Raw genomic sequence first — 13632 nt, forward strand, 5'->3', positions numbered from 1 at the left:
GATGACCGACATCAATGAACGGTTGGCGGACCTCTCCGCCGAGAAACGCGCGCTGCTGGCCCTCAAGAAGTTGCAGGCCAGGGTGAGCTCGCTCGAGCGCGCGCAGAAGGAGCCCATCGCCATCGTCGGCATGTCCTGCCGCTTCCCCGGTGGAGAGGATCCGGAGGCCTATTGGCGGCTGCTGCGCGAGGGCCGTGAGGCCGTCCGTGAGATCCCGAAGGATCGCTTCGACGTGGACGCGTATTACGACCCGGACCCGGACCGGCCGGGGCGGATGTACACGCGTCACGGAAGCTTCCTGCCCGAGGTGGATCGCTTCGACGCGCGCTTCTTCGGCATCTCGCCGCGCGAGGCGGCGCGGATGGATCCCCAGCAGCGCCTGTTGCTCGAGGTGAGCTGGGAAGCGCTGGAGCGAGCAGGTGAGCCAGCGGAGAAGCTCCTGGGCACCCGGACGGGCGTCTACGTGGGCATCGGCGTCAACGACTACGCGCAACTCCAGATGGACCCCGGTGCGCTGGAGCGGATTGACGCCTACTCGGGCACGGGCAACGGCTTCTGCTTCGCCGCCGGGCGCCTGTCGTACCTGCTCGGTTTGCAGGGCCCGTCGCTGTCACTGGACACGGCGTGCTCGTCCTCACTGGTGGCGGTGCACCTGGCGGCCATGAGCCTGCGCGCGGGCGAGTGCCGGTTGGCGCTCGCGGCGGGCGTGCAGTTGATGATCTCCCCGCTGCCGTACATCTTCCTGAGCCGGACGCGCGCGCTGGCGCCGGACGGGCGGTGCAAGACGTTCGATGCGTCGGCGGACGGCTATGCCCGGGGCGAGGGTTGTGGCGTGGTGGTGCTCAAGCGCCTGTCGGACGCGCTCGCGGATGGGAACACCATCTACGCGGTCGTCCGGGGCTCGGCGGTGAACCACGATGGCGCGAGCAGCGGCTTCACGGTGCCCAACGGTCTGGCGCAGAAGACGGTCATCCGCGCCGCGCTGGCCAACGCGGAGGTGACGCCCGCGCAGGTGGGTTATGTGGAGGCGCACGGCACGGGCACCTCGCTGGGCGACCCGATCGAAGTGGAGGCCCTGGCGGAGGTGATGGGCGAGGGGCGGCCCAGGGAGCGGCCGCTGCTCATCGGCGCGGTGAAGACGAACGTCGGCCACCTGGAGGCGGGGGCCGGCGTGGCGGGGCTCATCAAGACGGTGCAGATGCTGCGGTACCGAGAGGTGCCCGCGACGCTGCACCTGAAGCGTCCCAACCCGCTCATTCCGTGGGCCGAGCTGCCCGTGAAGGTGCCCACCGAGCTGACGCCCTGGCCGGCGGGAGAAGGCCCGCGCGTGGCGGGGGTGAGCTCCTTCGGCCTGAGCGGGACGAACGCGCACGTGGTGCTGGAGGAGGCTCCGGCGGATGCGCGACGCTCGGAGACGAGCAAGCGTTCGGTGTTCCTGCTGCCGTTGTCGGCCCGGAGCCCGGAGGCGTTGGCCGCGCAGGCCGAGCGCCACGGGAAGCACCTGGAAGCAAATCCCTCCGAGTCCCTGGCGGACGTGTGCTTCACGGCCGCGGTGGCGCGCACGCAGCTCACGCAGAGGGCCGCGGTGGTGGCGGGCTCGGCCGGGGAGCTGCGCGAGAAGCTGGAGGCGGTGGCGGGAGGGGAAGAGCGCGCCGGAGTGGTGCGAGGGCAGGTCGCGCGAGGGAAGAAGCCACGCGTGGGGTTCCTGTTCACGGGACAGGGAAGCCAGTACGTGGGCATGGGCCGAGAGCTGTACGAGACGGCGCCCGTGTTCCGGGAGGCACTGGACAGGTGTGAGGAGATTCTGCGCCCGCTGCTGCCAAGGCCGCTGCTGTCGGTGATGTTCGGGCGGGAACCCGGAGACGGGGAGCTGCTGTCGAGGACGCAGTACACGCAGCCGGCGCTGTTCGCGCTGGAGTACGCGCTGACGCGGCAGTGGAAGGCATGGGGAGTGGAGCCGCAGGTGGTGCTGGGCCACAGCGTGGGAGAGGTGGCGGCGGCGTGTGTGGCGGGAGTGTTCAGCCTGGAAGACGGGCTGAAGCTGATAGCGGAGCGCGGAAGGTTGATGCAGTCGCTGCCATCGGGTGGAGCCATGGCGGCGGTGTTCGCGCCCGAGGAGAAGGTGAGGGAGGCGCTGGCGGGCCAGGAGGCGAAGGTGTCGCTGGCGGCCTTCAACGGGCCGGGCGAGACGGTGATTTCGGGAAGCGGCGAGGGCGTGGAGGCAGTGCTGGCGAAGCTGTCAGCGGAGGGAGTGAAGGCGAAGAGGCTGGTGGTGTCGCACGCGTTCCACTCGCCGCTGATGGAGCCGGTGCTGGAGGCATTCGGGAGGGTGGCGGAGGGAGTGGGGTACGCGGAGCCGAAGCTGAAGCTGGTGGCGAATGTGACGGGGAAGGTGGCGGAGGCCGGGGAGGTGACGAGAGGGGAGTACTGGCGGAGGCACGTAAGGGAGCCGGTGCGATTCGCCCAGGGCGTGAAGGCGCTGGTGGAGGCCGGGGTGGACGTGGTGGTGGAGGTGGGCCCGAAGGCGACGCTGCTGGGGATGGGCAAGCAGTGCGTGGCGGAGGGAGGCCCGGAGTGGGTGGCTTCGCTGAGGGAGGGGCAGGGCGAGTGGAAGCAGATGCTCTCGGCGCTCGGGGCCCTGTGGGTACGGGGCGCGGAAGTGGATTGGGCCGCGCTGGAGTCCGGAGCGGCAAGGCGCCGCGTTCAGCTGCCCACCTACCCGTGGCAGCGCCAGCGTCACTGGATGGACGTCCGGCAGCAGCAGGACCTCCCCGTGGAGAACGAGGCTCGGACGAGCTCCGCGCCAGGGGCTGATGAGCCGGAGCTCGTCCGCCAGCTGCACCAGGCCGCGCCTTCGCGGCGCCGGACCCTGCTGATGGACTACGTCCGGGGCTCCATCTCCCGGATCATGGAGATGGAGGCCGCGCAGCTCTCCGATCCCGCGCAGGGCTTCTTCGACATGGGGATGGACTCCCTCATGGCGGTGGAGCTGCGCAAGCGCCTGGAGACGGGGCTGGGGCGGACGCTGTCGACGACGCTGGCGTTCGATCATCCGAACATCGGCGTACTGGTCGAGCACCTCATCCGGGACGTACTCCAGTTGGAGGGACCCGCGAGCAAGCAGCGCCGGGCGTCGCCACCCAAGGCAGCGCCGGGCGAGCCCATCGCCATCATCGGCATGGCCTGCCGCTTCCCTGGCGGCGCGAACGATCCGGAGACCTACTGGAAGCTGCTGCACGACGGCGTGGACGCGACGGCCGAGGTGCCTCGGGAGCGGTGGGACGCGGACGCGTACTTCGACGCGGATCCGGACGCGCCCGGGAAGATGTACACGCGGCGAGGCGGCTTCCTGCGAGGGGTCGCGGTGGATCGCTTCGACGCCGGGTTCTTCGGCGTCTCGGCGCGCGAGGCCACGAGCATGGACCCGCAGCAGCGCTTGCTGCTGGAGGTGGGCTGGGAGGCACTGGAGCGGGCCGGGCAGCCCCTGGAGCGGCTCACCGACAGCCGGACGGCGGTGATGGTGGGGCTCGCGAGCAACGACTACGTCCAGGTGCTGAACAAGGCGGGAGGCATGGAGCAGGCGGACATCTACTCCGTCACCGGTAACGCCTTCAGCGTGGCGGCGGGCCGTCTGTCCTTCGTGCTGGGGTTGCAGGGCCCCTGCCTGCCGGTGGACACCGCGTGCTCGTCGTCACTGGTGGCCACGCACCTGGCCTGTCAGGCGCTGCACGAGGGCGAAGCCGATCTGGCGCTGGCCGGAGGCGTCAACCTGATGCTCACGCCGGACGCGCACGTCCTGTTCTCCAAGGCGCGGGCGCTGTCGGCGGACGGGCGATGCAAGACGTTCGACGCGTCGGCGGATGGCTACGCCCGGGGCGAGGGCTGTGGCGTGGTGGTGCTCAAGCGCCTGTCGGACGCGCTGCGGGACGGTGACGAGGTGCTCGCCGTCATCCGGGGCTCGGCGGTGAACCACGATGGGCGGAGCAGCGGGCTCACGGTGCCCAATGGGCAGTCGCAGCAGGCCGTCATCCGTCAGGCCCTGGCCAGCGCGGGGGTGGAGCCCTCGCGAGTGGGGTACGTGGAGGCGCACGGCACGGGCACGCCGCTGGGAGATCCGATCGAGCTGCAGGCGCTCGGGGCGGTGCTGGGCGAGGAGCGTCCGGCGGGGACTCCGGTGTGGGTGGGCTCGGCGAAGACGAACATCGGCCACCTGGAGGCCGCCGCGGGAGTGGCGGGGTTGATGAAGGTGGTGCTGGCGCTGCGGCACCGGGAGATTCCGCCGCACCTCCACCTGAAGACCCCCAGCCCCCACATTCCGTGGGAGCGGCTGCCGGTGAAGGTGCCCACCGCGCTGACGCCCTGGGAGACAGAGGGCCCGCGCATCGCCGGGCTGAGCTCCTTCGGCATGAGCGGCACCAACGCGCACCTCGTGGTGGAGGAGGCGCCTCCGCGTGCCGAGCGCCCCGCGCGTGAGGAGACACCCCGTCCCCACCTGTTGCCGCTCTCGGCGAGGAGCCCCGAGGCTCTGCGCGAGCTGGCCACCTCGTGGCGTTCCTTCCTGTCGGACGAGCGGGCGGGCGCGGTGGTGGACCTCTGCTTCACCGCGGCCACCCGCCGCACGCACCATGCACATCGGACGGCGGTGGTGGGCCGGACGCGTGAGGAGCTCGCCGCGAGGTTGGAGGACTTCCTGGCTGTGCGGCGCCCGGAGGGCAAGGTGGGCCCGCGCAGGCGTGTCTTCGTCTTCCCGGGACAGGGCTCGCAGTGGCCGGGAATGGGCCGCGAGCTGATGGCGGCGGAGCCGGTGTTCCGCGCGTCCATCGAGGCGTGCGAGACGGCCTTTCGGCGGCATGTGGAGTGGTCGCTGAAGGAGGTGCTGGAGAAGGCGGACGCCGAGCTGCTCCAGCGCGTGGATGTGGTGCAGCCCACGCTGTTCGCCATGCAGGTGTCGCTGGCGGCCCTGTGGCGGAGCTGGGGCGTGGAGCCGGACGCCGTCATCGGGCACAGCATGGGCGAGGTGGCCGCGGCGCACGTGGCGGGCGCGCTCGGGCTGGAGGACGCGGCGAGGGTCATCTGCGAGCGCAGCCGGCTGGTGGCGCGCTCGAGTCAGGTCGGGGGCATGGTGGTGGTGGACCTGCCGCGAGACGAGGCGGAGGCGCTGCTGCGCGGCCTCGAGGGACGCGTGGCGGTGGGTGCCAGCAATGGCCCGCGCTCGACGGTGCTGTCGGGAGACCGGGAGCCGCTCGCGCGGATCCTCGCGGAGCTGGAGGGCCGGGGCGTCTTCTGCCGCTGGGTGAAGGTGGACTACGCCTCGCACAGTCCTCACATGGATGCGCTGGAGCCCGAGCTGCTGCGGCTGCTGGAGGGCGTCTCGCCGAAGCCGGCGTCGGTGCCCATCTACTCCACGGTGACGGCCGAGCCCTGTGATGGCGCGGGCTTCGACGCGGCGTACTGGTCGAGGAACCTCCGCGCGCCGGTGCTCTTCTGGCCCGCCCTCGAGCGGCTGGTGGCCGAGGGCCATGACGTCTTCCTGGAGGTGAGCCCGCACCCGGTGTTGCTGCACCCGCTGGAGCAGGGGCTGGCCCACCTGGGCCGCGAGGCCACCACGCTTCCGTCCTTGCGCTCCAACGAGGGCGAGCGGGAGATCCTCCTCGAGTCACTCGGCGCGCTGTACGCGCTGGGCGGCGATGTGGACTGGTCGCGGCTGCACCCGGAGGGAGGACGGTTCGTCGAGCTGCCTTCGTACCCATGGCAGCGCCAACGCTACTGGGCGGATCCGCCCCCGCGTGCCGCTTCCCGTGCTCGGTCCGACTCGGGCCGGAGCCGGGTGGGCGCGGAACATCCGCTGTTGGGGGTGCATCTCACGGTGGCTCGGAGCCGGGAGCACATCTGGGACGTGGTGATGGAGCCCGAGGCGCTTCCGCTGTTGAAGGAGTCGGCGGTGCGCGGCCTGCGGCTCGTGCCGGCGTCCGTCGGGTTCGAGCTGGCCCTCTCCGCCGCGCTCTCTCTGTGGAAGGGGGCGGCGGGCGTGCTGGAGGCGGGGATGCTCTACGAGCCGTGGGTCCTCCCCGAGGAAGGCCACCATCCGACGCAGCTCGTGCTCACGCCGGAGGGCGAGGGGCGGCTCTCCTTCCAGCTCCTCAGTGCCGGAGCGGAAGAGGGACCCTGGAAGCGGCATGTCGCCGGGCGGCTCATCAAGGCGCCTCGCGGAGGTACGCCGAATGAGGCCGCCTCGCTCACCGCCATTCGCGCGCGTTGCCGGGAGGAGCTGAGTGCCCCGGAGCACGAGGAGCGGTTGCGCCAGTCGGGCGTGCAACTCGGAGGGCTGGTGTCCCTCTGGCGGCGGGTGGGCGAGGTGCTCGGGTTGATCCGTCTCCCCGAGGCGGAGGTGGCCGGATCAGGAGCCTTCCACGTGCACCCGGCCCTGCTGGAGCAGGCCCTGCGGCTTCTGTCCCTGGCCCTGCCAGGAGTGCAGGAGGTGCCCTTGCTGCCGGAGCGGGTCGATACCGTCCGCGTCCTCTCCCGGCCGAGCGAGGCGGTGTGGGCTCATGCGGTGTTGCGCGGTGGCAAAGAGGAAGTGGTGGGCGACGTGCGCCTGCTGGACGAGTCCGGCCGGGTGCTGGTGGAGATCGCGGGGGTGCACCTGCTCCCGGTGGATCGCGGGCTGCTGCGGCTGGCCGTGCGCCAGCGGCTGGAGGGGTGGATGTACGAGCTGGCCTGGCAGTCGAAGCCGCGCCTGGTGGGTGTGCCGCGCGCTTCCGGACGGGGCCGGTGGCTGCTGTTGGCGGACAAGGGAGGCACCGCCGAGACGCTGGCGGCGCGGCTGGAGGCTCGGGGCGAGCAGGTGCTGTGGGCCTGGACCGCCGCGGAGCGCGAGGTCCGAGGCGAGGGGCGGTGGGCGGTGTCGCCCACGAAGCGGGAAGACCTCGAATGGTTGTTGTCCCAGGCGGGGCCGGAGCTGCGCGGCATCGTGCACTTGTGGAGCCTGGATGCGCCCGAGGCGGATGGCGCCACACCGGATGTCCTGCTGGCGGCGCAGGAGTCCGTGACGGGCAGCATCCCGCCGCTGGCGCAGGCGCTGACGGGGGCGGGAGGGCGCACGCCGCCGAAGCTGTGGCTCGTCACCCGGGGTGCGCAACCGGCGGTTGGGGCGCCGGGGCCGCTCGCGGTGGCTCAGTCGCCGTTGTGGGGCATCGGCCGGGTGTTCGCGCTCGAGCATCCGGAGCTCTGGGGGGGGCTCGTGGACCTGGAGTCCGGCCAGGGCCCAGGAGATCTGGCGGCACTCACGGAGGAGCTGTTGTCACCGGATGGGGAGGACCACATCGCCCTGCGGACCGACGGGCGGCGGGTAGCCCGCGTGAAGCCCCGTCGCGGCGAGGAGCTGGGCACCGATTCCGCGCGGCTGCGCGAGGATGCCTCGTACCTCGTCACGGGCGGCCTCGGAGGCCTAGGCCTCAGGCTGTCGCTGTGGTTGGCGGACAACGGCGCGAGACACCTGGTGCTCACCGGACGCAGGGGGATGCCCGAGCGGTCCCTGTGGGACTCGCTCGCGCGCAGCAGCGACGAGGGCAAGGCGGCGGAGGTCATCCAGGAGTTGGAGCGCCGGGGCGTCTCGGTGCGGATCGTGGCGGCGGATGCCTCGGACGCCGGGCGCATGGCGGCCGTCTTCGAGGAGGCCCAGCCGCCTGTGCGCGGCGTCATCCACGCGGCGGGTGTGTCGCGGCCGATGATGTTGGCTCAGACGCAGCGAGCGGACGTGGAAGCGGTGCTGGCGCCCAAGGTGGCGGGCACGTGGAACCTGCACCTGCTCACGCGCGAGCGGGAGTTGGACTTCTTCGTCCTCTTCTCCTCGGCGGCGGCCATGTGGGGCGGTGCGCTGCTCGGTCCCTATGCGGCGGCGAACCACTTCATGGACGCGGTGGCGAACCATCGCCGGGCCCTGGGACTGCCGGCCGTCAGCATCAGCTGGGGGGCCTGGGAGGGAGGCAGCATGATCGCCGCCATGCCCGAGGAGGCCCGCCGCTATCTGGAGCAGATCGGCTTCGGCTCCATGGCCACGGAGGATGCGCTGGAGGCCCTCGGGCTGTTCCTGGGCTCCGGGGCGCCGGTGCACCGGGCGGTGGCCGTCATCAACTGGAGCCTCTTCAAGCCCGTGTTCGAGGCCCGGCGCGCGAGGCCGTTGCTGGAGTTGCTCGAGGTGCCCGAGGCGCCTCCGCCTCCGCCGGACGAGGCCACCTCGCAGCTGCTGCGGCGCGTGGCCTCGGCGGGGAGCGAGGAGCGCTTCGAGCTGCTGGCCCTGCACGTGCGCACCCGCGTCGCGGACGTGCTCGGACTGGGAGACGGTGGCTCGCTGGGGCTGGAGCAGGGGTTCTTCCAGCTCGGGATGGACTCCATCATGAGCGTCCGGCTGAAGAAGCGGTTGGAGCTGGATCTGGGCAGGGCGCTGCCCTCGACGCTGGCCTTCGATTACCCGAGCGTGCGGGTCCTCGCGGGCTACCTGTCGGATGCGATGGCCCGGGTGGATGCGCCGGAGACGGTGGCACGAAAGCCGGCGGTGGCGCAGGCCCCCGCGCCGGGCGGGACGGAGGCGGGCGAAGAGGCCTCCGAGGACGAGCTGCTGGCGATGCTCGCCAGTGAGCTGGCCGCGTTGAAGTCAGAGGGAGACGGCACGGTATGAGTGGGGCTCCGGAAGGGACGGATCGCCAGGCGGTCCTCAAGCAGGCGCTGCATGAGATCAAGCAGATGCGCGCCAGGGTGGAGGCGTCCGAGCGGGCGAAGCGCGAGCCCATCGCCATCCTGGGCATGGCGTGCCGTTTCCCGGGAGCGGACAGCCCGGAGGCCTTCTGGCGGCTGCTGCGGGACGGGGTGGACGCGACGAGCGAGGTGCCGCCGGAGCGTTGGGACGTGGACGCCTGGTACGATCCGGATCCGAACGCACCGGGCAAGGCATACACGCGGCGGGGCGGCTTCCTGCGGGACGTGGATCGCTTCGACGCTCGCTTCTTCAACATCAACCCGCGCGAGGCGGTGAGCATCGATCCGCAGCATCGCCTCTTCTGGGAGCAGAGCTGGGAGGCGCTGGAGCGTGCGGGGCGGGCACCGGGCTCGTTATCGGGGAGCCGCGCCGGGGTGTTCCTGGGCATCACCAACAACGACTACGGCCAGCTGCTGGCCACGTTGCGCGATCCGGCGGAGCAGGACGGGTACGTGATGACGGGCAACGCTCTCAACTTCGCGCCCGGCCGGCTCTCGTACATGCTGGGCCTGCAGGGGCCGAGCGTGGCGGTGGACACGGCGTGCTCGTCATCGCTGGTGGCGCTGCACCTGGCCTGTCAGAGCCTGCGGTCGGGCGAGGTGGACCTGGCCATCGTCGGCGGGGTGAACCTCATCCTCTCGCCGGGCGGCACGGTGCTGATGTCCAAGGCGCGGGCGCTGGCGCCGGACGGGCGGTGCAAGACCTTCGATGCGTCGGCGGACGGCTATGCCCGGGGCGAGGGCTGCGGCGTGGTGGTGCTCGCGCGGCTGTCGGACGCGGTGGCCGCGAAGGATCCGATCCTCGCCGTCATCCGGGGCTCGGCGGTGAACCAGGACGGGCCGAGCAGCGGGCCCACGGTGCCCAACGGTCAGGCGCAGCAGGCCGTCATCCGCGAGGCACTCGCCCGGGCCGGGGTGAAGCCCACGGAGGTGGACTACGTGGAGGCGCACGGCACGGGCACGTCACTGGGCGACCCGATCGAGCTGCGCGCGCTGGGCGAGGTGCTGGGCGAGGGCCGGGCCGCGGGTGACAGGTTCGTGCTCGGCTCGGTGAAGACGAACGTGGGGCACGCCGAGGCGGCGGCGGGCATGGCGGGGCTCCTCAAGGTGGTGCTCTCGCTGCGGCACGGCCAGATTCCCCCGCACCTGCACTTCCGAGTGCCGAACCCGCACGTGCCCTGGGAGTCGATTCCGGCGGAGGTGCGCACCTCGCTGTCTGCGTGGACGCGCCGGGGCGAGCGGCGCGTCGCGGGGGTGAGCTCGTTCGGTGCGAGCGGGACGAATGCCCACGTGGTGCTGTCGGAGCCGCCGCCCACGGAGGCCACCGCGACGGAGCCCGAGCCACGGTGGGCGGTGCTGCCGTTGTCTGCGCGCCGCTGGGAGGCCCTGCTGGAGCTGGCGGGGCGCTTCGAGGAGCACCTGGCCAACAACCCCTCGACCTCACTGGGAGAGGTGTGCGCCACGGCGGCCACGGGGCGGACGCACTTCTCGCACCGGCTGGCGGTGGTGGCCGACTCGGTGTCCGAGGTTCGCTCGCATCTGGCGGCGTTCGTGGCGGGCGAGCCGGCCGCGGGCCTGGTGGCCGGGCGCACGCGGGGCGAGACGCCTCCGAAGGTGGCTTTCCTCTTCACGGGGCAGGGCAGCCAGTACGTGGGCATGGGGCGCGGCCTGTACGAGTCCCAGCCCGTGTTCCGCCAGACGCTGGACCGGTGCGACGCACTGCTGCGTCCGTTGATGGAGCGGCCGCTGCTCGAGGTGCTCTTCGCGAAGGAGGGGGTTGCCGAGGCCGAGCTGTTGACCGAGACGCGGTACACGCAGCCGGCGCTGTTCGCGCTGGAGTACGCGCTGGCGGAGCTGTGGCGCTCGTGGGGCGTGGTGCCGCAGGCGGTGTTGGGACACAGCGTGGGCGAGCTGGTGGCCGCGTGCGTGGCGGGGGTGTTCAGCCTGGAGGACGGGCTGAAGCTGATCGCCGAGCGCGCGAGGTTGATGCACTCGCTGCCGAGGGACGGGGAGATGGCGGCCGTCTTCGCCGGGGAGGCCGAGGTGGCCGAGTCGCTGCGGCTCCACGAGGGACGGGTGTCGCTCGCGGCCATCAACGGACCGACGGAGACGGTCATCTCCGGTGAGCGGCAGGCAGTGCTGGCGGTGGTGGAGTCCTTCCAGGGGAAGGGCATCAAGACGCGGGCGTTGCAGGTGTCGCACGCATTCCACTCGCCGTTGATGGAGTCGATCCTCGAGCCCTTCGAGCGGGTGGCCGAGAAGGTGACGTACGCGGCGCCGAAGCTCACCGTCATCTCCAACGTGACGGGCCGGCCGGCGACGGCGGCGGAGCTGACGGGAGCGGCGTACTGGAAGCGCCACGTGCGGGAGCCGGTGCGCTTCCTGGCGGGAGTCCAGAGCCTGCACGAGGCGGGCATCGGCCTGATGGTGGAGCTCGGCCCCAAGCCGACGCTGTTGGGGATGGCGAAGCGCTGCGTCCCCGAGGACGCGGGAGCGGGGTGGATTCCCTCACTGCGCGAGGGCCAGAACGAGACGCGCACGGTGCTCGAGGCGGTGTCGGAGCTGTACACGCGAGGGGTGGAGGTGGATTGGAAGGGGCTGGTGGGGACGAGCCGCCGCCGGGTGACGCTGCCCACGTATCCCTTCCAACGCGAGCGTTACTGGGTCGAGCCCTCGGCGCGAGCCGCTGGTGCCACGCCGATGCCAGCCATGAGCGCGAGGGGAGGCCATCCGCTGATTGGCCATCGGGTGCGCTCGCCGGTGACGGTGGCCTTCGAGACGCAGCTCGACGCGGGGCGGCTCGCGGTGCTGAGAGATCACCGGGTGCACGGACACATCGTGGTGTCGGGAGTGGTGCACCTGTCCATGGCGATGGCGGCGATGGCGGAGGTGTCGGGGGCCTCGCCGGGAGTGCACGCGGAGGGCATCACGTTCTCCGACGCGCTGCTGCTCTCGGAGGGCGAGCCGCGCACGGTGCAGCTCGTGTTGCAGGACAAGGGGCAAGGGGGCACGGCCTTCCAGCTCTTCAGCCTCGAAGCGGGGCAGGGTGGGGGCGAGCCCTCGTGGAAGCTGCACACCTCGGGCACCTTCCAGGGGGAGGCTCGCGAGGGGGCGTTCGAGCGAGCGCGGGTGGAGGGCCCGCTGGACGCGGTGCGCGCGAGGTGCGGCGAGGAGATGACGGGCGAGGCCTTCTACGCCACGCATTGGAAGGTGGGCGAGCATGAGATCGGCCCGAGCTTCCGGCTCATCCGGAGGCTGTGGCGCCGGGACGGCGAGGCACTGGCGGAGATCTCGGTGCCGGAGATGCCCGAGCTGAGCGGAGAGCGGACCGCGCTCCCGGTGGGCCCGCTGTTGGCGGAGGCGTGCGTGGTGGAGGCCTGTGGGCAGCTCGTGAAGGTGGCGCTGCCCGCGGGAGTAGGGGAGCGGGGCGTGTTCATCGGCGTGGGCGTGGATCGGCACGATCAGCGGCACGGAGGAGCAGGGCGGACGCGCTGGTGCCACGTGCGCTTGCACCCGTCGGAGGATCCGGACTCCTTGCGAGCGGACCTGCGCCTGTTGGACGAGGTGGGAGCGGTGGTGGCCGTTTCGGAGGGCATGCATCTGCGGCGTGTGAGCGCCCAGGTGTTGCGCCGGGCGGTGGAGGGTCCGAGCAGGGCAACCACGGTGTCCCGGCGCCAGGAACCGGTCGAGCTGCTGGAGCGGATCCGCTCGGCGAGCGCGGCCGAGAAGCGTGGGCACCTCGAATCCTATCTGTTGCACCAGGCCGCCTCGGTGTCTGGACTGGCGGCGTCAGACATTGATCCCGAGGCGTCGCTGAGAGAGCTGGGATTGGACTCGCTGGGAGCGGTGGATCTCAAGGGGTGGATCCAGAAGGATCTGGGGGTGGACGTGCCGGTGGCGGACCTGCTGCAGGGCCCGAGCCCGCGCCATCTGGCGGAACAGCTCGCGCAATCCCTGACACCGATTGCCGCCCCGGTGACGGAGAGTCCGAGGCGCACGCCGCCCCCCGGGGATCCGATTCCGCCGGAGGAGCTCTCCCGGTGGTTCCGCCGGAAGCCCGGAGCGACGGGGGCGCGAGTGCGCCTGTTCTGCTTCCCATTCGGGGGAGCGGGGGCGCTGGTGTACCGCGGCTGGGCGGAGAAGCTCCCCCACTGGCTCGAGGTCATCCCGGTCCAACTTCCGGGCCGGGAGGAGCGGCTGAAGGAGCGAGCCTTCGAGCGCTTCCCGGCGTTGCTGCCGGAGCTGGCGCGGGTGATGCGGCCGTTGCTGGACGAGCCCTTCGCGCTCTTCGGCGCGAGCATGGGAGGAATCATCGCCTTCGAGCTGGCGAGGTGGCTGCGGGCGGAGTGGGGGCTAGAGCCGGCGCACCTGTTCATCGCGGCCTCGTCCGAGCCACAGGTGCCGAACGCGCGGCTCGACGAGATGCTGGGGGCGGTGGTGGCGGGAGGCTCGAAGGTGGACGTGGGCCTGCTGCGCCGCTTCAACCTGGTGCCCGAGGCGCTGTTGGCCTACCCGGAGATGGTGCAGATGCTGCTGCCCACGATGCAGGCGGACTTCCGGCTGCTGCGAAGCCACGTCTACCGGAACGAAGCGCCGTTCGACTGCCCCATCTCGATCTTCGGAGGCACGAGGGACACGCTGGTGGGCCGCGAGCACCTCGAAGCATGGGGCCAGCACACGCGGGGAGTGTTCAAGCTCCGGCTCTTCGAGGGGGAGCACCTGTTCGTGAAGAACGACCCCGGACCGGTGCAGGCCGCCATCGCCGAGGATCTGTCGGAGCGCTTCCGGGAGGGCTGACGCGGATCTTTTGGAGTACCCCTTGGTCGCCTTGCCGCTTCATTTCTCTATAGTCCACACCTGCCAGCAGACGTTTCTGCG

2 protein-coding genes are annotated in these 13632 nt (G+C 71.5%); both read left to right on the forward strand.

Annotated features, from left to right (window positions below):
• Position 1 precedes the first annotated feature (1 nt).
• Positions 2 to 8677: a type I polyketide synthase gene (locus JQX13_RS38590; RefSeq protein ID WP_203404418.1), complete on the forward strand. Its 8676-nt coding sequence runs from the start codon at positions 2 to 4 to the stop codon at positions 8675 to 8677.
• Complete coding sequence (locus JQX13_RS38595; RefSeq protein ID WP_203404419.1) at positions 8674 to 13551, forward strand: type I polyketide synthase; 4878 nt, start codon at positions 8674 to 8676, stop codon at positions 13549 to 13551. Before JQX13_RS38590 ends, JQX13_RS38595 begins: the two co-directional genes overlap by 4 nt.
• The last annotated feature ends 81 nt before the right edge of the window (positions 13552 to 13632 follow it).

The sequence above is a fragment of the Archangium violaceum genome, from assembly GCF_016859125.1.
In the GTDB taxonomy this organism is placed as follows: domain Bacteria; phylum Myxococcota; class Myxococcia; order Myxococcales; family Myxococcaceae; genus Archangium; species Archangium violaceum_A.

What these genes read in the sequence shown, in the direction of transcription:
- JQX13_RS38590 (WP_203404418.1), top strand. Translation starts at nt 2, where the DNA reads ATGACCGACATCAATGAACGGTTGGCGGACCTCTCCGCCGAGAAACGC.
- JQX13_RS38595 (WP_203404419.1), top strand. Translation starts at nt 8,674, where the DNA reads ATGAGTGGGGCTCCGGAAGGGACGGATCGCCAGGCGGTCCTCAAGCAG.